The sequence below is a fragment of the Streptomyces lincolnensis genome (genome assembly GCF_021173675.1).
In the GTDB taxonomy this organism is placed as follows: domain Bacteria; phylum Actinomycetota; class Actinomycetes; order Streptomycetales; family Streptomycetaceae; genus Streptomyces; species Streptomyces lincolnensis_B.
The window spans coordinates 167,884-187,457 of sequence record NZ_JAIHON010000007.1 but is presented as its reverse complement, the minus strand read 5'-3'; the positions used below and the strand labels follow the sequence as shown (position 1 = coordinate 187,457).

Annotated in this window: 17 protein-coding genes and 1 pseudogene; 11 read left to right on the top strand and 7 right to left on the bottom strand. The window is 70.8% G+C overall.

From position 1 onward, the window contains the following. The first annotated feature begins 53 nt into the window (after window positions 1-53). Complete coding sequence (locus tag K4B79_RS21835) at window positions 54-647, top strand: VOC family protein (RefSeq protein WP_232028523.1); 594 nt, start codon at window positions 54-56, stop codon at window positions 645-647. Window positions 648-731: 84 nt separating this feature from the next. Next, entirely contained in the window at window positions 732-1,109 is a 378-nt protein-coding gene (locus K4B79_RS21830; protein ID WP_232028522.1) for a VOC family protein, read from the top strand. Window positions 1,110-1,150: 41 nt separating this feature from the next. Here the strand turns inward: K4B79_RS21830 and K4B79_RS21825 are convergent, their stop codons facing one another. Continuing rightward, window positions 1,151-1,567 carry a RidA family protein gene (locus tag K4B79_RS21825; RefSeq protein WP_232028521.1) on the bottom strand — a complete coding sequence of 139 codons (417 nt, stop codon included), beginning with the start codon at window positions 1,565-1,567 and terminating at the stop codon, window positions 1,151-1,153. Window positions 1,568-1,674: 107 nt separating this feature from the next. On the opposite strand from K4B79_RS21825, the gene K4B79_RS21820 reads away from it, so the two are divergent. Together K4B79_RS21820 and K4B79_RS21815 are read left to right on the top strand one after the other, a co-directional pair. Then, entirely contained in the window at window positions 1,675-2,067 is a 393-nt protein-coding gene (locus tag K4B79_RS21820) for a winged helix-turn-helix transcriptional regulator (RefSeq protein ID WP_232028520.1), read from the top strand. Between the two features lie 317 nt (window positions 2,068-2,384). Continuing rightward, on the top strand, window positions 2,385-3,191 hold the full coding sequence (locus K4B79_RS21815) for an SGNH/GDSL hydrolase family protein (RefSeq protein ID WP_232028519.1): 807 nt from the start codon (window positions 2,385-2,387) through the stop codon (window positions 3,189-3,191). 112 nt (window positions 3,192-3,303) lie between these two features. On the opposite strand, the gene K4B79_RS21810 is transcribed toward K4B79_RS21815, so the two are convergent. Further along, window positions 3,304-3,879: a PadR family transcriptional regulator gene (locus tag K4B79_RS21810; protein ID WP_232028518.1), complete on the bottom strand. Its 576-nt coding sequence runs from the start codon at window positions 3,877-3,879 to the stop codon at window positions 3,304-3,306. Window positions 3,880-4,004: 125 nt separating this feature from the next. On the opposite strand from K4B79_RS21810, the gene K4B79_RS21805 reads away from it, so the two are divergent. Then, window positions 4,005-4,397: a nuclear transport factor 2 family protein gene (locus K4B79_RS21805; protein WP_057616073.1), complete on the top strand. Its 393-nt coding sequence runs from the start codon at window positions 4,005-4,007 to the stop codon at window positions 4,395-4,397. A gap of 40 nt (window positions 4,398-4,437) precedes the next feature. After that, window positions 4,438-4,739, top strand: a pseudogene (locus K4B79_RS21800) (peptide deformylase); the annotation flags it as partial. A gap of 24 nt (window positions 4,740-4,763) precedes the next feature. Here the strand turns inward: K4B79_RS21800 and K4B79_RS21795 are convergent. Beyond that, window positions 4,764-8,339 (bottom strand): indolepyruvate ferredoxin oxidoreductase family protein, encoded by a 3,576-nt coding sequence (locus tag K4B79_RS21795; protein WP_232028517.1) that lies wholly within the window; start codon window positions 8,337-8,339, stop codon window positions 4,764-4,766. A gap of 134 nt (window positions 8,340-8,473) precedes the next feature. On the opposite strand from K4B79_RS21795, the gene K4B79_RS21790 reads away from it, so the two are divergent. After that, on the top strand, window positions 8,474-9,652 hold the full coding sequence (locus tag K4B79_RS21790) for a PucR family transcriptional regulator (RefSeq protein ID WP_232028516.1): 1,179 nt from the start codon (window positions 8,474-8,476) through the stop codon (window positions 9,650-9,652). A 22-nt stretch (window positions 9,653-9,674) separates the two neighbouring features. Here the strand turns inward: K4B79_RS21790 and K4B79_RS21785 are convergent, their stop codons facing one another. Continuing rightward, the gene (locus K4B79_RS21785; RefSeq protein ID WP_232028515.1) at window positions 9,675-10,157 is read right to left on the bottom strand and encodes an Lrp/AsnC family transcriptional regulator; all 483 of its coding nucleotides are present in this window, start codon (window positions 10,155-10,157) and stop codon (window positions 9,675-9,677) included. A 213-nt stretch (window positions 10,158-10,370) separates the two neighbouring features. Here K4B79_RS21785 and leuC point away from each other — a divergent pair, with 213 nt between their 5' ends. From leuC to K4B79_RS21765, 4 genes are all read left to right on the top strand, one after another. Next, on the top strand, window positions 10,371-11,771 hold the full coding sequence (gene leuC, locus K4B79_RS21780; RefSeq protein WP_232028514.1) for a 3-isopropylmalate dehydratase large subunit: 1,401 nt from the start codon (window positions 10,371-10,373) through the stop codon (window positions 11,769-11,771). A gap of 70 nt (window positions 11,772-11,841) precedes the next feature. After that, window positions 11,842-12,453, top strand: a complete 612-nt coding sequence (gene leuD / locus K4B79_RS21775; RefSeq protein WP_232028513.1) for a 3-isopropylmalate dehydratase small subunit — start codon at window positions 11,842-11,844, stop codon at window positions 12,451-12,453. Then, window positions 12,450-13,232, top strand: coding sequence for an RraA family protein (locus K4B79_RS21770; protein WP_232028512.1), 783 nt, complete (start codon window positions 12,450-12,452; stop codon window positions 13,230-13,232). The genes leuD and K4B79_RS21770 overlap by 4 nt, the downstream gene beginning before the upstream one ends. A gap of 95 nt (window positions 13,233-13,327) precedes the next feature. Then, window positions 13,328-14,737 (top strand): SLC13 family permease, encoded by a 1,410-nt coding sequence (locus K4B79_RS21765; RefSeq protein ID WP_232028511.1) that lies wholly within the window; start codon window positions 13,328-13,330, stop codon window positions 14,735-14,737. A 268-nt stretch (window positions 14,738-15,005) separates the two neighbouring features. Here the strand turns inward: K4B79_RS21765 and K4B79_RS21760 are convergent, their stop codons facing one another. The 3 genes from K4B79_RS21760 to K4B79_RS21750 all read right to left on the bottom strand — a co-directional run bounded on the left by K4B79_RS21760 (window position 15,006) and on the right by K4B79_RS21750 (window position 19,566). Then, a complete protein-coding gene (locus tag K4B79_RS21760) occupies window positions 15,006-15,983 on the bottom strand; it encodes an ATP-grasp domain-containing protein (protein WP_232028510.1) in 978 nt (325 codons plus the stop codon). A gap of 391 nt (window positions 15,984-16,374) precedes the next feature. Beyond that, the gene (locus K4B79_RS21755; protein ID WP_232028509.1) at window positions 16,375-18,759 is read right to left on the bottom strand and encodes a phosphoketolase family protein; all 2,385 of its coding nucleotides are present in this window, start codon (window positions 18,757-18,759) and stop codon (window positions 16,375-16,377) included. 63 nt (window positions 18,760-18,822) lie between these two features. Further along, entirely contained in the window at window positions 18,823-19,566 is a 744-nt protein-coding gene (locus K4B79_RS21750; RefSeq protein ID WP_232028508.1) for a hypothetical protein, read from the bottom strand. Window positions 19,567-19,574: the final 8 nt, after the last annotated feature.

The following is a 19,574-nucleotide window of genomic DNA, read 5'->3' as shown; positions in this document are numbered from 1 at the left end:
TGGAGTCCGTCGGCTGAAGTCCAGGGCTGGACTCCAGAGTTTGGGGGAACGGGATGCTGACCGGGATCGTGATCGACGCGCTGGACGTCGCGCGCCTGGGCCGCTTCTGGGGGGAGGCGACGCGGGGCCGGACGGGCGGCCTGCGGCTGCGGTTCGTGGCGACTTCGGAGCCGAAAGGGGCGTACAAGAACCGGCTCCACCTGGATCTGGCCGGGGGGCCGGACCGGGTGGCGGAGGTGGCGCGTCTGCTCGCTCTCGGTGCGACGCCGGTCGACATCGGACAGGGGGACGTCCCGTGGGACGTGCTGGCCGATCCGGAGGGCAACGAGTTCTGTGTGCTGCGTCCCGGTCATCCGGGCGTGCTCGCCGACTCCGGCCTGGTCGCGGTCTGCCTGGACGTCGCCGAGGAGGACCGTTCCGCGCAGGCGGCCTTCTGGGAGTCCCAGGCCGGGTGGCGGGTGGTGGAGTCCTGCGACCGGGGTTTCCGGCTCCGCAGTACACCCACCGGCACGGTCTCGCTGGTGATGGGGCCGCCCGCGGCGCCGAAGTGGACGCGGAACAGGCTGCGGTTGGAGGTCACGCGTGGCGACCGGGAACCGGGCGAGTTCCTCGACGCCGCGGGCAACGAGTTCCACGTCACGCGCTGACCGAGGGCGAGAGCACGTGCGTGCCAGGGGGGGACGGTGGGTAACGCATCGCGGGCGGTGGGCTCTCCGCTTTATGATGATCGAATGCTGACGTTCACCGATGTCATCCTCGACTGTCCCGATCCCTGGAAGCTTGCCAGGTTCTACGCCGACGTCCTGGGCTGGGAGATCAACACCGACATCAGCACCGAGACCTGGGTCAACCTGCGCAACGACGGCATCGAACTGTCGTTCCAGCAAGTGGAGAACTACCAGCCGCCCAGCTGGCCGGGCCAGGAGCATCCGCAGCAGTTCCACCTCGACTTCGAGGTGGACGAGTTCGAGCCCGAGCATCGCCGGGTGACCGAGTTGGGCGCCACCTTCCAGAAGAGCTTCGTCGGCGAGGCGGGCTACGGCTGGCAGGTCTACACCGACCCCGCGGGACATCCGTTCTGCCTGTGCCGCAACCGCCCCTCGTCCTGACCGCCGTCGCCCGGGAGCGGACCTGCGGACCTGCCGTCCCCTCAGGCCGGCAGGGTGGTGTCGACCACGACACTGATCTCGACGGCCTGGCCGGGGAAGGTCAGTTCACTGACGCCGACGACCGTGCTGACCGGGCGGTGGTCGCCGAAGTACGCCAGGTTGCCCGCCATCGTCGCGTCGGAGTTCCGCCGCAGGTTCACCACGTACAGCGTCTGCGAGACGATCTGGTCGCGGGTGACGCCGTAGTGGTCCAGCACCTTGTCGATGTTGGCGTGGGTCAGCTGGAGCTGGGCGGCGAAGTCGTCCGGGTGGACGAACTGACCCGCCTCGTCGAGCGCGAGCTGTCCTGAGACGTGGATCAGATCGCCGGACCTGATCGCCTGTGAATAGCCGAAGTCGCTCTCGGCCGACACGTTGTGGTTGAACACGTGGTGGTTGACGACGTTGACCGTGGCCATGCTCGCTGGTCTCCTTTGCTGTACGTGCTCTCTTGTGGTTACTCGGGAACTGTAGGAGAGTCCTTGCTGACCTGGAAGAACGCACTTTTCGGTGACTGGGGAACCTGATGGTGACGAAACAGTTCACGGGCTCGCCCGAGGACGCGGACCTGCGCCGCGCGGACTCTCTGGCGCGCGAGATCTTCTCGGACGTCGCCAACAAGTGGGCGTTCCTGATCATCGAGGCCCTCGGTGAACGCACCGCCCGCTTCAGCGAGTTGCGCGACGAGGTGGAGGGCATCAGCCACAAGATGCTCACCCAGAACCTGCGCATGCTGGAGCGCTACGGCCTGGTCGAGCGCACCGTGTACCCCACGGTGCCGCCGCGCGTGGAGTACACCCTCACCGAGCCGGGCCACGGCCTGCGCGCCACGGTCGACACGATGTGCGGCTGGACCCACCAGTACCTCGGCGACATCGAATCCGCCCGCCGCCGCTTCGACGCCGGCCGCGACGAGTAACGGGTTCCGGATCGGCCGGGTGAACTCCGTCCCCGGCTTTGAGAGCCGGCGGTGAGCCGGAGGCATGGCGGCCTGACAGCAGGCGTTGCCGCCCGGGCCGTGGACACCACCGTCGTAGGTGACCCGGTACGGGCGGGCGCGGGACCAAGGCGGTGGACCGCCCTCGACGACCTCAGCACCTGCCTGAGCGGCGTCACTTTGCCGGAAGGTGAGCCCCCAGCTATCCTCATACTCAAAAATGCGACTAGGTGCCTAGTTGTTTAGTGATGGCCGTGTGCCACTTCCATCAGCAGCGTTGACGAGAGGCGGTCGGCCCGGTGTCGAGCAGTGGGTATCTGCGCTATGTCGCCCTGGGGGACAGTCACACCGAGGGACTCGGGGACGGCGACGACGTCCGTGGTCTTCGGGGCTGGGCGGACCGGCTGGCCGAGCAGGTAGCCCGCCACAGCCCCGGTCTGCTCTACGCCAACCTCGCGGTGCGCGGCCGCAAGGCCGGTCAGGTGCGCGCCGAGCAGCTGGCTCCGGCTCTCGCGATGCGGCCCGACCTCGCCACCGTGGTGGCCGGGGTCAACGACGTGCTGCGTCCGGGCTGCGACCTCGACGAGGTGGCCGGCCATGTGGAGGCGATGTTCGCCGCCCTCACCGCGCAGGGCGCCACCGTCGCGACCCTCATGTTTCCCGATGTCGGCCGCATCACGCCGTTGGCCCGCCCGATCGGTCACCGTGTTCTCGCACTCAACGCGCGCATCCGGGAGGCCGCCGACCGCCACGGCGTGCTGGTGGCGGAGACGGCCGCGCACGCGGCGGCCACCGATCCGCGGCTGTGGAGTGCCGACCGGCTGCACGCCGGCCCGCTGGGACACACGCGCATCGCGGCCGCCGTGGCCCAGGCGCTCGGTCTGCCGGACAGCGACGACACATGGACCCTCCCCCTTCCGGCCGAGAGGACGGACACCTCCGCCTGGAGGACCGTGGGGGCCGAACTGCGCTGGGCCGGTACCTTCCTCGGCCCGTGGGTCGGCCGCCGCCTGCGTGGCCGCTCCTCCGGCGACGGCCGCCACGCCAAGCGGCCGACGCTGCTTCCGGTGGCCGCGTCCGCCGGGGACACCTCCCCATCGGTGTGATGCTCTACCGACGTCCGGCGCCAAGGACACCTGGCCCGGGCTTGGGACTCGCGGTCGCGTGCCTCATCGGCTTCGACGCGACCCGGTCTACGAGCGCGAGGGACTGCCTTGGTCAGCCGTCGGCCCGGAGCGCGGCCGTGCGCTGTTCGAGCCTGCGCAGCGCCATGTCCCCCCACTGGAGGTTCTCCCGCTCGAACGACATCCCGCGCAGCAGGGTGAGATACGGGCCGATGCGCTCGGCCTCGGCGAAGTACGCCTCCTCGGAGCGCCCGTCGAGCAGGCGCTGCCGGAGCCGCTCGTAGCGGGCCAGCTTGACGGTGGCCCACTCCATGCGCTCGGTGATCGCGGTCCGGACCGCTTCCACGTCGCCCTCGTCCAGGCACTGCACCTTGACCAGCAACTCGTCCCGGATCACCGCCGGTTTGCCCAAGGGCTCGGCGGTGTAGGCGTGAACGGCCTTCCGCCCGGCCTCCGTCAAGGAGAACAGCCGCTTGTTGGGGCGGCGCTGCTGCTCCACGACGCGGGCCGTGACGAGCCCATCGGCCTCCATGCGCTCCAGCTCCCGGTAAAGCTGCTGAGGCGTCGACATCCAGAAGTTGGCGACCGTCGCGTCGAACGCCTTCGCCAGGTCATATCCGGACGCCTCGCCCTCCAACAGCGCCGCCATCACCGCGTTCCGCAAAGCCATGGATAAAAGCTAGCAGAGTAATCAACAACGTGACTAAAAGTCACCCCTTCCCTGTAGACAAGCCCATACGGCCTCTCTACCCTCAATCACACCTATTCAACTTGATGACTATCAGAGGTGGGCTCATGCATCCCTTCCGCAAGGCCGTCGAGAGCCGCGACCTGGACGCCGTGGCCGCTCTGCTGGCCGACGACGTCGTCTTCACCAGCCCCGTCACCTTCAAGCCGTACCCGGGCAAGGCCATCACCGCCGCGATCCTGCGCGGCGTGCTCCGCGTCTTCGAGGACTTCACCTACGTCCGTGAGATCGCCAACCCCGACGGCCGCGATCACGCCTTCGTCTTCACCGCCACCGTCGCCGGCAAGCAACTCCAGGGATGCGACTTCCTGCACTTCGACGACGACGGGAAGATCGACGAGTTCACGGTGATGGTGCGCCCCCTCTCCGCCGCCCAGGCACTCGGCGAGGCCATGGGCGCCCAGTTCGAGCAGATCGCCCGAGAGGCCGCCGAACAGTAACCACGACACCGGACCGACCGCCGCCACCCTCCAAAGCCGAGGCGCCGAGCGGGCCGCGTTCTTCGAAGGCTGGCCGAGTGTGCCGGCCCGGCAGGCGGTCGTGGCGCAGCACGCCGCGGTGCGGCCGACAGGCCGGCACGAGCACGGCCGCGCCCTGGACGAAGTGGTCACCGGCCGGCCCGCGCGAATCGTGCGGCACGAGACCGACGACCTCCACGGCGTGCTTCACCTCACCGGGCAGAGCCGCCCTCGCCTTCGTCGAACGCGGCGATCGATGTCGGGCACTGGACACAGGCGACACCCGAGGAGGCCGCCAAGGCGCTCGGCTTCGACCTGCCGTAGCCGTGGACGGCCCTGGGGGTGTGCTCATGGTGCCAAGACGGGGTGGGAACGCGTCAGCTCCTGCCGGAGGTCATTGAGGCGCTGTTGGTAGCGGGCGACGTTGTCGAGCTTGATCTGCTCATAGCCGCGGACCTCGTCCGGCAGGCCGGCGATGGTCACGGCGAGGGCGTGATGCTCAGGAGCGAGGGACCCGAGGACTTCTTCGATCACTCGGCGGTATTCGACGATCAACTCTCGCTCCACCCGCCGCACATGGGCGTACCCGAAGAGGTCGAACGGTGTGCCGCGCAACCGTCGCGCCTTGACCAGCAGGCGGAACACGGGGGTGAACCAGGGTCCCAGGGAGATCTTCTTACGCACGCCCAGGGTGCGGAGGATCGGCGGGTGGAGGCGGTGGGACACCCGTGTGCCCGGTCCGAACCGGTCGCGCACGGTGGCGAGGGTGGCCGGGTCCAGGGACAGTCGGGCGACTTCGTATTCGTCCTTGTACGCCATGAGTTTGTAGAGGTGGCGGGCGACTGTCTCGGCGAGTTCGCCGGATCCGGGAACACGCTCCGCCTCCGTCTCGCGCACGCGCCGGACCAGTTCGGCGTATTGCCTGGCGTAGGCGGCGTTCTGATAGGCGATCAGGTCGGGGATGCGGATCTCGACGAGACGGGCCAGCTCGGAACCGGCCCGGGCGCCCACCGCCGCGATCAGTTCCCGGGCTGCGTCGGACAGGGGCTCGCGTTCGGCGGGGCTGGTGGAACGGAGTGCGTCGACGGCCGCCGCGAATTCCTGAGGCGCCGCGACGGCCTGCCGGCCGCGGCGGAACGCCTGGATGTTGGCCTCGGCCTTCACTCCGTTGAGGGTGATGGCCTCCTCGATCACCTCGGCGGGCAGCGGCAGCGCACCGGCCTGGAAGGCGGCCCCGGCGAGCAGGATGTTCGCGAACTGGTCCTCGTCGAAAAGGACTTCGGCGACGTGGCGGGCGTCGATGAAGACGCCGCGGTCGGCGCGGGTCGCCCGGCGGATCCGGTCGGTGACCTCTGACGTGTCGGGGAAGGTCTGGGACGTGTCGACGATCATCCGCCCGGTGGGGACCTCGCTGGTGGAGACGACGGCGACGGTCCGGGCCGGATCCGCGACAGCGAGGTTCGCCGCGTCGGCCGCCACCAGGAGGTCGCAGCCCAGGTACAGGTCGCATTCGCCGGCCGCGGCCTTGTTGGCCGGCGCGGTGTCCCCGGTGGTGATCTTCACGTCGGAGACGACCGCGCCGCCCTTCTGCGCGAGGCCTGTCTGGTCCAGGGAGCGGACGCCGCGTCCGGCAAGGGTCGCCGCCATGCTCAGGATCTGCGAGAGAGTGACGACTCCGGTGCCGCCGACGCCCAGGATCCGGATGGTGTGGGTGTCCCCGCAGGGCATCGGGGTGGGTTCGGGGAGTGCGGTGGCCGTCAGGGGAGCGGAAGAGCGACGGACAGCGGGTGCGGTCGCGGACCTCCGGCCTCGGTGGCGCCGCCGGTCCTTCGCCGGGACGACCGTCAGGAAGGACGGGCAGTCGCCCTCCAGGCAGGAGTAGTCCTTGTTGCAGGAGGACTGGTCGATCCGTGTCTTGCGCCCGAACTCCGTCGGTACGGGCTGAACGGACAGGCAGTTGGACTTCTGTCCGCAGTCGCCGCAGCCCTCGCACACCCGCTCGTTGATCACCACGCGCTGTGCCGGGTCCGGGGCGAGGCCGCGCTTGCGCTTGCGCCGTAGTTCGGTGGCGCACTCCTGGTCGTGGATGAGTACGGTCACGCCGGGGGTCTTCGCCAGGGTCTCCTGTGCCTCGACGAGCCGGTCCCGGTGCCAGACCTCGGTGCCGTGGGCCAGCTTGGTCCGGCGGTAGCGGCGGGGATCCTCAGTCGTGATGATGATCCGCCCCACCCCCTCCGCGCGCAACGAGCGGGTGATCTGCGGGACCGTCATCACTCCGGCCGGCCGCTGACCGCCCGTCATCGCGACAGCCGAGTTGTAGAGCAGCTTGTACGTGATGTTGACCCCGCCTTCGACGGCGGCCCGCACGGCCAGGCTTCCGGAGTGGTGGAACGTGCCGTCACCGAGGTTCTGCAGCAGGTGCTCCCGGTCGAGGAAGGGTGCCATGCCGACCCACTGGGCTCCTTCCCCGCCCATCTGGGTCAGCCCGGTCACCGTCCCCGTCTGCTTCTCGTCCATCAGCAGGACCATCGCGTGACAGCCGATCCCGGCGCCCACCAGCGATCCGTCCGGCGTCTTGGTGGAACTGTTGTGGGGGCAGCCGGAGCAGAAGTAGGGCGTGCGCGGTGTCAGCGGCACCAGGGGAAGGTCGATCCGTCCGCGCCGGGAGCGCCGGTCGTCCTGCCGCTGCCGCCACCGCTGCACCGACGGGAAGTCCTCGTAGGTCGCCAGCCGCGCCGCGAGCCCCTTGGCGATGGCGTCCGCGTCCAGCTCACCGTACGGGGAGAACAGGGTCCTGCCGTCGGGGTGCCGCTTCCCGGTGATGCCGGGGGCATCGCGGCGGCCGTACAGCAGTTCCTTCAGCGCTGTTTCGACGAACGGCCGCTTCTCCTCTACGACGATGATCTCGCGCAGGCCCGCGGCGAACCGTTCGGCGACGGAAGGCTCCAGCGGGTGGATCATGCCGAGCCGCAGCAGCCGGATCCCGCGGCGCTCCAGTTCCGCGTCGTCGAGGCCGAGGGCGGTGAGTGCCTGCCGTACGTCGAGGAAGGTCTTGCCCGCGGCGACGATGCCGATCCGGTCGCCCGGCCGCGCACACTCCGTACGGTTGATCCGGTTGGCCGCGGCATAGCGGCGGGCCATCTCCAGCCGTACGCCGTCTCTGCTGCTTTCCAGGGCGGCGAGGTGGGGGCCGATCAGGCGGGCGGTGACCTGGTGGGCGAACGGGGCGCCGTCCACCTCGAAGTCGGGCAGCACGGGGACCACCCGGTCCGGGTGCACCTGGACCGTGCCGGAGCCGTCCGCGACATTGGTGACGATCTTCAGCGCCGTCCACAGCCCGCTGGCCCGGGACAGGGCGATGGCGTGCAGGCCCAGGTCCAGTGCTTCTTGCGGGTCGGCCGGGTACAGGGTCGGGAATCCGAGGTCCGCCAGGAGGAGTTCGGAGGCTCCGGGGACGGTCGAGGACTTGGCGCCGGGGTCGTCGCCGACCAGGGCGAGTGCGCCGCCGGAGGAGTGTGTGCCCATCAGGTTGTTGTGCCGCAGGGCGTCGGCGGCCCGGTCGAGGCCGGGGGACTTGCCGTACCAGATACCGGTCACGCCCTCGAAGCGGCTGTCCGGCGATGCGGAGGCCAGTTGGGATCCCTGGACCGCGGTGGCCGCGAGTTCCTCGTTCACCCCGGGCCGCAGGACGATGTCGTGTTCGTCGAGCAGGGTGCCGCGGCGGGCGAGCTCCAGGTCGTAGCCGGCCAGTGGGGAGCCCTCGTAGCCGGAGATGAACACCGCCGTACGGCGTTTCGCGCGACGATCCGCACGGCGCTGGTCCAGCGGGAGCCGGGCCAGGGCCTGGATTCCGGTGAGGTGGACGAGACCGTCCTCCAGCGTGTACCGGTCATCCAGCCTGGTCTGCGGGTCTCGTTCGGCCACGGCACCCATCTCCCTAGCGAAGTCGTGCATAGTCGGGGATCTCACAAGAATCGCCAGGGACGTCTCGCATCTACAGCGAGAGAATCCCGAATCTGGACCCGCTTCTTCGCGGATTCCACAAGGAGCTCGTGGATATGCCCTCAACCCCGGACGGCGCCCCGCGCCCCCTCGGCCCGGACCGGGCCTCGCATCCCGTCACCGCGGTCACCGGTCGGCTGGCGGACTTCTCGGCGACCGTCACCGACCGGATCCGGGCCGAGATCCCGGGCTACGCGGCCGTCCCGTACGCGGAGCACCGCCGAGACGTCCGCACGCAGATCGAGTACATCATCAAGGGGCTGCACGTCCGGCAGCCGCCGTCGGGTGCCGCGATCGAGCACGCGCGGTCGTTCGGTCGCCGGCGCTCCACGCAGCAGTTGGCGCTGGCCGATGTCATCGAGGCGTTCCACATCGCCTATCGGGAGCTCTGGAACGAACTGTTGCTGGAGACCCGCAGCCGCGACGACCTCGCCCTCGCGCTGGTGGGCGAGGTGGGCCTGCTGTGGAACTGGTTCCACCGGCTCAGTGCCGTCGTCGCCGAGGCGCACTCGGAGGAGTTCCGCAGCCGGCAGGCCACCCGGCAGACACTGCGGAGGCAGTTGCTGAAGATGGTCTCGGGCAGCCCACTCGGCCATGAACAGCAGGAAAGCCTCGCGCGGTCCCTCGGTTTCGAGCCGGACGGCGACTTCGTCGTGGCCTGCCTCGACGGGGTGACGGAGGCTCAGGTGGAGCCGATCAACCGGGCCCTGGGCGCCCTGGAACGAGGAGTGGCGCACTGCTGTCATGACGCGGGGAACGCGGCGGTCGTGGCGCAGGGCTGCGCGGCGGAGGATCTGCTGGCGGCCGTGCACCGCGGCGAGCCCGCCGTGTTGGTGGGTGTGGGGCTCGCGCGCGGCGGGCCGGCGGGAGCGGCGCTGAGTTTCGCCGACGCGACCCAGGCACTGGAGCGGGCCCGGCAGGTGCGCCAGGACGTGCAATTTGCCGACGACTGGCTCCTGGTCACGCTCGGCGGTGCCGGTCATCGGCTCGACGCGCTGTTCACCGACGGGGCCGCGACAGCCCGGAAGCATCCGAGGCTGGCGGAGACCGTACGGGCCTACGCGGCCCACGGTTACTCGCTCACCGCGTGCGCGCGGGCCCTGCAGATCCATCCCAACAGTGCCAAGTACCGGCTCGACCGGTGGCGGGAACTGACCGGATGGGACGTGCAGACCTTCGACGGGCTGGTGTCCTCGATGGTCTGCCTGGAACGTCGACAGGACGGTCGGAGCTGAACCGCGGGCACGGCAGGCCGCTTCAGGGCTTCCCGGTGCCGTCCCGCAGCATGCTGTCGATGAGGGCCGTGGCGCGCGGTTCGACCCGGCGCTCCAGCACAATCTCCGAGCGGGTCCGCTGCACGCCGCGCGTCCCGATGATCCGCTGCAGGACCGACTGCAGGTGCACATGGTCCCGGGCGATCACCCGGCAGATCAGATCGGCGTCGCCCGCGACCGAAGAGGCCTCCAGCAGCTCCGGGATGAGAGCGAGCTGGGGGAAGATCTGGTCCACTTCGCCCTGCGACACGTGCACATGGACATACGCCATCACCGGAAACCCCAGCGCGGCGGGCGACAGCTGCGGCCGGTAGTCGGTGACGACGCCCTCGCTCTCCAACCGGGACACCCGGGCCTGCGCGGTGCCCCGGGCGATGCCCAGCCTGCGCGCGTACTCACGCACACCGAGTCTGGGTGCAGCGACCATCAGCCGCAGGATCTCCAGATCGGCTCTGCTTGGCGGCATCCGCGTCCCCGTTCCCGAAGGGATGACCGGTCGACCGCTCCGGCCCTGGACCAGGTGCCCAACCCGGTACACACCCGCGGTTTCACGATTGGACACCTGGCCCAACTTTAGAACGCACTCTTGGCTGGGTGAACCGTCTCATCCCTATCCTCTGCGCTACCTGGCAGGACCGAGACGCCGATCGGTCGTCCAGGTGCCCAAAAGGAGGAGCCGATGGGCCGCACTCTGGCCGAGAAGATCTGGGACACCCACCTCGTGCACCGCGAACCGGGACAGCCCGACCTGCTGTACGTGGATCTGCAGTTGCTGCACGAGGTCAATACACCGCAGGCGTTCGAGGGATTGCGCGCGGCAGGCCGTACGGTCCGGCGGCCGGAGCTGACACTCGGCACCGAGGACCACAACACCCCCACCGACGACCCGCTGCGGGAGCTCACCTCCCCCGGCGCCCGCGAGCAGGTCGGCGCGATGCGGCGCAACTGCGAGGAGTACGGCATCCCGCTGTACCCCCTGGGCTCGGACCGGCGTGGCATCGTGCACGTCATCGGTCCCGAACTGGGCCTCACCCAGCCCGGAATGACCGTGACGTGCTGCGATTCGCACACCACCACGCACGGAGCCTTCGGCACACTGGCGTTCGGCATCGGCACCAGCCAGGTCGAGCACGTCCTCGCCACCCAGACGCTGCCGCTGGAGCGGCCGCGCTCGATGCGGATCACCCTCGACGGCCGACTCCCCGCCGGGGCCACGGCCAAAGACCTGATCCTCGCGGTCATCGAGCGGATCGGCACGGCCGGGGCGCAGGGGCACATCGTGGAGTTCGCCGGTGACGCGATCACCGCGCTGTCCATGGAAGGCCGTATGACGGTGTGCAACATGTCCGTCGAGGCAGGCGCACGGACCGGGATCATCGCTCCGGACGAGACGACCATCGACTATCTGCGAGGCCGTCCGCACGTGCCGCGGGGCGACGCCTTCGAGGAGGAGGCCGCCTACTGGCGGACCCTTGCCGGCGACCCGGACGCGGTCTTCGACAAGGAAGTGCGCCTGGACGCCTCGACGGTGAGTCCCCGGGCCACCTGGGGGACGAACCCGGCACAGAGCGTGCCCCTCGACGCCGTCGTGCCGCACCCCGAGACGTTCACCGACCGCGAGGAACGGGAGGCTGCCGAACGCGCCCTGGCCTACATGGACCTCTCGCCCGGCACCCGGCTCACCGACCTCGCGGTCGACGTCGTGTTCATCGGCTCCTGCACCAACGGCCGGATCGAGGACCTGCGCGAGGTGGCCCGGGTGCTGCACGGCCGTCATGTGGCCTCCACCGTACGGATGCTGCTGGTTCCGGGTTCGGAGCAGGTACGCAGGCAGGCGATCGAGGAGGGCCTGGACCGGATCTTCGCCGACGCGGGGGTCACCCTGCGCTACTCCGGCTGCTCCATGTGCGTCGGCCTGAACGAGGACCGGGTCGAGCCGGGCCTGCGTGCCGCCTCGACCAACAACCGCAACTTCGAGGGCCGGCAGGGACGCGGCTCGCGCACCCACCTGGTGTCACCGGCCGTGGCCGCCGCCACCGCGGTGGCCGGCCGACTGGCCGCTCCGGCCGACCTGGGCTGACGGACCGCCGTCGGCCCGCAGGGCGCTCACATCGGGAGCACCCACTGAACGCCTCACCCGAGGAGCTTCGTTGGACCCGTTCACCACCCACACCGGCATCGCGGCGCCGCTGCGCCTGACCAACGTCGACACCGACCAGCTCGTTCCCGCCCGCTTCGGCATCCGGACCACCCGCACCGGCTGGGCCGACGCGCTGCTGGCGGACAAGCGGTCCGACCCCGACTTCGTCCTGAACCACCCCGTCCACCGCACCGCCACGATCCTGCTCGCGGGCTCGGACTTCGGCACCGGATCTTCCCGGGAGATGGCCGTGTGGGCCCTGCTCGACCATGGGTTCCGGGCCGTCGTGGCTCCCCGTTACGGCGACATCTTCCGTGGCAACGCCCTGAAGAACGGACTGCCCGCGGTCACGCTGGCCCCGCACGAGATGGAGCGGCTCTGGGAACTCGTGGAGCGGGAGCCGACCTGCCCGGTCACCGTCGACCTGGAGCGCTCCGAGGTGCGCGGGGGCGACCTGCGTTTCGGCTTCACTCTCGACGACCACAGCCGCTGGCGGCTGCTGAACGGCGTCGACGACATCGCGCTGACCCTGCGCCACTCGGATGCCATCGACCGCTACGAACGCGGCCGACGGCACACCCTTCCCACCACCCGACCACGCGGAGAGGCCGGTGCGCGATGACGGCCGAGCCGTCCCAGCTGGCAGCACTGGCACCGCGGCTGCCCGGAACCGTGTCGGCCGACCGCATCGCGGCCGTGTCCGTCCGCCGCCACGCCTCGTCCCTCGTCGCGCCTCTGCTGGCGGTGCCGGACCTCTGCTCCGCCGTCGCCGACACGCTCGACGAACTCGGGACCGGCTCCGTCGTCCCCGGCCACGTCCTGAACCGAACCGCGGGCGGCGGACCGGTATGCGGCCCGGCGATCACCCTGCGCTATGTCGCCGTGGGCGGTGACGTCTCGGCCAACCGGGCGGCCGGCCGCGGCCTCCTGGTCGGCGACCGCGACCTGTACGGGCTCGCTCAGCCCGGTGACATAGCCGTCATGGACGCCTCCGCGGCCCACGGCACCGCCGTACTCGGCGGCCTGTCGGCGCGCTGGGCCACCCTCGCCGGGCTGGCCGGATGCGTCGTGGACGGAGCCGTGCGCGACACCGGCACGCTGCGCGAGGTCGGGCTGCCGGTATGGAGCGCGGGCCGCAACCCGGCCTGCGGGCGCTACCGCATCGAAGCCGTCGAACTCAACGGCTCCGTCTCGTTGTTCGGATGCCTCGTCCGCCCGGGCGACTACCTGGTCGCCGACGACGACGGCGTCTGCGTCATCCCCCACGACGACGTCCCCACGGTCGTGGAACGCTGCCTGTCCTCCGCCGAGGCGGAACACGAACTGACCGCGCTGCTGGCCTCCGGACGCAGCGTGGAGGAGGTGGTCGGCATCCTGCGCGGGCGCCGGACCCCCGCCTGACCGAACGGCGTACACGCGCACCCCGCTCCCGCTCCCCCGCGAGCCGCTCATCCCACGACGGTGCCCCGGTACTGTCGCGCACATCGGAGTCGACGATGACTTACCTGATATCCCTCCTCGCGCTCGCCGCCCTGTTCGCCCTCGGCACCGCCACCCCGGTCAACATGGGAGTGCTCGCGTTCGCCGCCGCCTTCACCATCGGCCCCCTCCTGTCCGACATGCCGCTCGACGACGTCGTCGGCTCCTTCCCGGCGAACATCTTCGTCGTGATCGTGGGCATCACCCTGCTGTTCGGTATCGCTCGCACCAACGGCACGGTCGACCTCATCGTCACCGGATTGCTGAGGCTCGTACGAGGGCGCAGGTGGGCGATCGTCTGGCTGATGTTCGTGCTGGGGGCCGTCCTGATGGCCCTCGGCGCCGTTCTCGCGGTCGGCATGCTCGCGCCGATCGCGATGCCCATAGCCCGCAAGCACAAGATCGATCCGCTTCTGATGGGCATGATGATCAGCCACGGGGTGCTGGGCGCCGCGTTCTCACCGATCAACCTCTACGGCGCGTTCATCAACGGCTGGCTCGACGATGCCGGGCTGCATGCCGACTCCCTCGCGCTCTTCCTGATCCCACTCGGCCTCAACTTCCTCATCGCCCTTGTCCTGTTCCTGCTGCGGGGCCGTCACCTGCTTCATGAAGACACCACCGAGGAGGCCGAGGAGGTGGGCGAGGAGGTGGGCGAGGACGCGGATTCCGGCCCGGCCGCCGCGAGCTCGGGAAGCGGGCCCGTCGCGGGTGCCGACGCCGCGGGCGGTGTCCCCACCGGTGGCGGTGCGGGGACCGGGGTGGCCTCACTCGTGACCGGAGCCGCCGTCCCCGTGCGCGAGGCAGGCGCCGCCGGTGAGAAACCGGGGCTCACCCCGATCAGGGCACTGACGCTGGTCGGCCTGGTCGGCCTGCTCCTCAGCGCGGCCTTCTACGACCTCGACGTCGGCATCTCCTCGATGTGCATCGCGGCCGTCCTGCTGGTGGTGGCACCGCGTCGGCACAAGGAGGCGATCAACAACATCACCTGGTCGGCGGTTCTGCTGGTCTGCGGAATGCTCACGTACATGAACGTGCTGGAAGCCAACGGCACATTGAAATATCTCGGCGATGCCGCCGCCGACCTGGGCTCTCCGTACCTGACCGCCTTCGTCCTCTGTCTCGCGGTGGCCGCGATCTCGGCGATCGGCTCCTCGATCGGCACCCTGGGCATCGTTCTCCCGCTGGCGGCGCCCATCCTGGCGCAGGGCGACCTGGGAGTCACCGCACTCGTCGCGGCGCTCGCCTTCTGCACCGTGGTGGTCGACGTCAGCCCCTTCTCCAGCAATGGCGTCATGGTGCTCGTCAACGCCCAGGTCGACGACCGGGACGCGTTCCAGCGCAGGCTGCTGCGCTACTGTGCCGCGATCGTCGGCGTCGCACCTGTCCTTGCGACCGCCTTTGTCCTGGTGACAGCGGTCCTGTGATGAGCCCCGGGTGAACCGGGTCCGTCTCAGCACCGCTTGAGGCGAACCGGCCTCCGCGGTCCGCCAGGGGTGACGGTTCAGTCGTGGGGCACCACCGCGACCGGCGTCGCCACCTCCCGCAGCACGTGGTGAGTCACCGGCCCGGCGTGGGGGCCGGCGGTACGGGGTGCGGCCTGCGGCCTGGGACGACGAGTGAGACGTGGTGGGACATGTGAGCCTCCTTCAGGACTTGCTCCACCGGCGGGCGCGACTGAGACCGGGGCTCAGCTCACCCCAGAGGGGTCCGTACCCGCCCCGCGACCGTCCCGCGCCCTGCCGGGGCAAGCGCGTCGAGGTGTGCCCGGATGTAGGGGACGGCGACGGATTCGAGCTCGCCGTCCACGAAGGCCGGTTGGACGTTGACCTCGAAGACGACGCCGCCGTTCTCGACGGCCAGGTCGACGCCGGCGAAGGGCAGTCCGACCGACGCGGTGGCGGCGACGGCGAGTTGGGCGAGGCGTGGGGGCAGGTCCTCGGGAGCGATGTGGACGGGCGTCGCTCCCCGGCAGGTGTTGCAGGGGACGTCGGGTGCCGGCTGGATGTGCTCCCGGGCGTGGACGATCCGCTCCCCCAGCACGAACACGCGGAACTGGTGACGGTGGCCCTCGGCGGTGATGTTCCCCGCGTCGCGGGACAGGAGCCAGTCGGTGCCGCGCTCGGCGTAGAAGTCGACCGCCTGCCGAAGCCCCGGCTCCGTCGTGATGTGGAAGGTGTCGTCGCCGCCGGTGCCGACGACCGGTCGCGCCCAGGTGTCGCGCCCGAGCCTGTCGAAGACGGCCAGAGCGTCCTGGGGACCGGGCCGGGACAGCACGACGGTCTCCATCTGCGCCACTCCGTCCCGGGCGAGGCGGGCGACGGTCAGGTTCTTCTCGGTCGCCGTCCGCCAGGCGTCGGGGTCCGCCGCTAGGGTCACCACGCCGTGACGCCGCAGCAGGAGCTGAAAGGCCGCGAGGGGGCGGCGCCGGTGGGGCGGGATCTCGTAGAGGACCACCGCGTCGGGCGCGACGTCCAGGTCCTGTTCGGGGACCCGCAGACGTAAGCGTCCGCCTTCGGGGACCCCGTGGCCGGATCCGCCCGCCGCGAAGTGCCGGGCGTCGATCCGCACCGGGGGTGTGCCGGTGAGGAGTTCGACGGCCTCGGCCAGGTACTCGCGGCAGCCCTCGGGCGAGGTGGGGTCGGCGATCAGGGCGATGCAGGGTCGGAACACGGCTGCCTCCACGGAAGCTTTCGACGTCCCCCGTGCCGTGGGCCGGTGACGGTTCGGCACGAGCGGACTCACGAGTGGTTCACGGTGGTGGTTCAGGGGTGGTTCCTGTCACGCGTCGGTGACCACAGGAGGTTCCGCCCTGCCGCATCCCTTCCGCAGGGCCGTGGCGCCACGGTAGGCGCCCGGCGGGAGCCCCGACAGGGCGCACACGGGCCGTCCGCCTGCTCCCGGCCCTGCGCCGTCCGCCCCCGCCCGTGCGCCCTGAAGGCGCGCACGGGCAACGGGCGCCGCCTGGTGAGGGACCAACTCCTCACCAGGCGCCGCCCGTTGCGACCGGTCCGGTGCCGCTCAGCCGTGCCAGGTGAACCCCTTGCGACCGGTCCGGTGCCCGTCAGCCGTCCCAGGTCCAGTCGGCGACCTCGGGCAGGTCGGTGCCGTGTTCGCGGATCCAGGCGTGGTGGCGCAGCCGGACGTCCTCCATCCGCTGCCGCAGGGCCGCGGCGCGCACCGCGAGGCCGGGGACGCGGTCGATGACGTCCATGACGAGCCGGTAGCGGTCGAGGTCGTTGCGGACGACCATGTCGAACGGGGTGGTCGTCGTACCGATCTCCTTGTAGCCGCGTACGTGCAGGTTCTTGTGGCCGGTGCGGCGGTAGGCCAGGCGGTGCACGAGCCAGGGATAGCCGTGGTAGGCGAAGATCACCGGTTTGTCGGGGGTGAACAGCGCGTCGTACTCCGCGTCCGGCATACCGTGCGGGTGCTCCTCCCGCGGCAGCAGCCGGGCCAGGTCGACGACGTTGACGACCCGGACGGACAGGTCCGGCAGCTGATGGCGCAGCAGCTGCGCCGCGGCCAGTACCTCCTGGGTGGGCACGTCACCCGCGGCCGCGAGCACCACGTCGGGCTCGCGGGAGCCGTCCTCGGTCCCGGCCCAGTCCCAGATCCCGGCGCCGCGCGCGCAGTGCGCCCGGGCCTGGTCCATGGACAGCCAGTCGAAGCAGGGCTGCTTGCCGGCCACGATCACGTTGACGTAGTCGCGGCTGCGCAGGGCGTGGTCGGCCACCGACAGCAGCGTGTTGGCGTCCGGCGGCAGGTAGACCCGGACGACCTCGGGGCTCTTGTTGAGGACGTGGTCGACGAAGCCGGGGTCCTGGTGGGAGAAGCCGTTGTGGTCCTGGCGCCACACGTGTGAGGTGAGCAGGTAGTTGAGGGAGGCGACCGGGGCGCGCCAGGGCAGCCGGCGGGTCACCCGCAGCCACTTGATGTGCTGGTTGACCATCGAGTCGACGATGTGCACGAACGCCTCGTAGCAGGAGAACAGCCCGTGCCGCCCGGTCAGGAGGTATCCCTCCAGCCAGCCCTGGCAGGTGTGTTCGGAGAGGATCTCCATCACCCGGCCGTGCCGGTCCAGGTGCTCGTCGACCGGCAGGGTCTGCGCCTGCCAGGCCTTGCCGCTCGCCGCGTAGACCGCCTGGAGCCGGTTGGAGGCGGTCTCGTCGGGGCCCACGATCCGGAAGTCGCGGCGGTCCTGCGTCCTGCGCATGACGTGTTCCAGGACGTCGCCCAGGACGCGGGTGGGCTCGTGCATCGAGGCGCCGGGCTTGTCGACCGGCACGGCGTACGTCTCCAGCTCCGGCAGCGGCAACTCGCGTAGCAGCAGGCCGCCGTTGGCGTGCGGGGTGGCGCCGAGCCGGCGGGTGCCGTCGGGCACGCAGGAGAGCACCTGGGCCCGGGGGCGGCCCTGTTCGTCGAACAGTTCCTCCGGACGGTAGGAACGCAGCCATGCCTCCAACTGCCGCAGGTGGTCGGGGTTGTCGCGGACGGCGGACAGCGGGACCTGGTGGGAGCGCCAGGTCCCCTCGACCGGCAGGCCGTCGACCTCGGCCGGGCCCGTCCACCCCTTCGGGGTGCGCAGCACGATCACGGGCCACGCGGCGCGCTCTCCTGTCCCTTCCTCGCGTGCGGCGCGCTGGATGGCGTCGATGCGCTCCACGGCCTCGTCCATGGCGGCGGCCATGGCCCGGTGTACGGCGACGGGGTCGTCGCCGGTGACGTGGATCGGCTCGTGGCCGTAGCCGCGCAGCAGGTCGTCGAGTTCGGACTCGGGGAGGCGGGCGAGCACCGTCGGGTTGGCGATCTTGTAGCCGTTCAGGTGCAGGATCGGCAGGACGGCGCCGTCGTGCACCGGATCCAGGAACTTGTTGGAGTGCCAGGAGGCGGCCAGCGGCCCGGTCTCCGCCTCGCCGTCGCCGATGACGCAGGCCACCAGCAGATCGGGGTTGTCGAGGGCGGCGCCGTAGGCGTGCGACAGGGAGTAGCCGAGTTCGCCGCCCTCGTGGATGGAGCCGGGTGTCTCCGGGGCGACGTGGCTGGGCACTCCGCCGGGGAACGAGAACTGCTTGAACAGGCGGGCCATTCCGTCGGCGTCCCGGGTGATGTCCGGGTACGTCTCGGTGTACGACCCCTCCAGCCACGCGTTGGCGAGCACGGCCGGGCCGCCGTGGCCGGGGCCCCATACGCACAGGGCGTCGCGGGCACGGGCCTTGACGACGCGGTTGAGGTGGGTGTGCACCAGGTTCAGTCCTGGTGAGGTGCCCCAGTGGCCGAGAAGTCGCGGTTTGACGTGTTCCGGGAGCAGCGGCTCGGTCAGCAGCGGGTTCGCCATCAGGTAGATCTGGCCGACGGACAGGTAGTTCGCGGCGCGCCAGTGGGCGTCCAGTGCCTGTACCTCGTCGTCCGTGAGCTCGGCGGGCGCCTTCTGGGTGTCGACGGGCATGAGGATTGCCTTCCGGGTCTGGGCTCGGGGCGGGCAGCGTGCGGGTCCCCGCCTTCCCCACTCTCACCCGTCGCCGGGATCCCGGACAGGGCCGAACGGGCCCACCGTGGTGGCGGTACGGTCCTGATCCGCGTCGACACGGACCGGACGGGCGCGCACGACCAGCACGTCCTGGTGGAGTTCGTCGGCGGCGATGTCCAGTCCTGCCCACAGCGTGGCCGCGGCCACCAGGTTGAAGGGGCGGTGCGGCGCGCAGCGCACGTCGGAGGCGAGGTCGGACGGTCGTCGCAACCGCTCGGCCAGGGCGCGGCAGGCCGCCTCCGCGTCGGCGGCGTGCGGACCGGCGGCCGTGGGGACGGGCTTGCCCGTGCCGGAGACCAGCGCCTCGGCCACCAGCAGTCGGGGGCCGTGCGGGGCGGTCCAGCGCTCCGGCCGCGTGGTCACCGTCGTACCGGGCGCGGCGTCGGCGAGCCTGCCCAGCATCCACGCGGCCTGCGCGACACCCGTGGCCAGGACACCCGCACCGGCGCCCGCCGACCACGGGCGGTTCCCCTCCCCCGCGCGCGCCCGGCCCAGCGCGCTCCACCCGTCGGCCCGGTCGGTGGCGGGAACCGGCACCGACATCGGCGCCTCCAGCACCAGCGCGGCCCGGCGGTCCGCCCCCAGACCCGCCACCAGGGACTGAACGGCGCCCTCGGGGTCGCTCCCCTGCCCGGCGACGGACAGGGCCGGCGTGTCGAGCGCGGCCCAGGCGAACCGGCCCAGAGCCACCGAGCCGACGTCCACTCCGACCACGCGTGCGTCCATGGGCCCAA

Excerpts from the sequence above, each read along its gene's own strand:
- K4B79_RS21835 (WP_232028523.1), top strand. The coding sequence starts at position 54 with ATGCTGACCGGGATCGTGATCGACGCGCTGGACGTCGCGCGCCTGGGC.
- K4B79_RS21830 (WP_232028522.1), top strand. The coding sequence starts at position 732 with ATGCTGACGTTCACCGATGTCATCCTCGACTGTCCCGATCCCTGGAAG.
- K4B79_RS21825 (WP_232028521.1), bottom strand. The coding sequence starts at position 1,567 with ATGGCCACGGTCAACGTCGTCAACCACCACGTGTTCAACCACAACGTG.
- K4B79_RS21820 (WP_232028520.1), top strand. The coding sequence starts at position 1,675 with ATGGTGACGAAACAGTTCACGGGCTCGCCCGAGGACGCGGACCTGCGC.
- K4B79_RS21810 (WP_232028518.1), bottom strand. The coding sequence starts at position 3,879 with ATGGCTTTGCGGAACGCGGTGATGGCGGCGCTGTTGGAGGGCGAGGCG.
- K4B79_RS21805 (WP_057616073.1), top strand. The coding sequence starts at position 4,005 with ATGCATCCCTTCCGCAAGGCCGTCGAGAGCCGCGACCTGGACGCCGTG.
- K4B79_RS21790 (WP_232028516.1), top strand. The coding sequence starts at position 8,474 with ATGCCCTCAACCCCGGACGGCGCCCCGCGCCCCCTCGGCCCGGACCGG.
- K4B79_RS21785 (WP_232028515.1), bottom strand. The coding sequence starts at position 10,157 with ATGCCGCCAAGCAGAGCCGATCTGGAGATCCTGCGGCTGATGGTCGCT.
- leuC (WP_232028514.1), top strand. The coding sequence starts at position 10,371 with ATGGGCCGCACTCTGGCCGAGAAGATCTGGGACACCCACCTCGTGCAC.
- K4B79_RS21770 (WP_232028512.1), top strand. The coding sequence starts at position 12,450 with ATGACGGCCGAGCCGTCCCAGCTGGCAGCACTGGCACCGCGGCTGCCC.
- K4B79_RS21765 (WP_232028511.1), top strand. The coding sequence starts at position 13,328 with ATGACTTACCTGATATCCCTCCTCGCGCTCGCCGCCCTGTTCGCCCTC.
- K4B79_RS21755 (WP_232028509.1), bottom strand. The coding sequence starts at position 18,759 with ATGCCCGTCGACACCCAGAAGGCGCCCGCCGAGCTCACGGACGACGAG.
- K4B79_RS21750 (WP_232028508.1), bottom strand. The coding sequence starts at position 19,566 with ATGGACGCACGCGTGGTCGGAGTGGACGTCGGCTCGGTGGCTCTGGGC.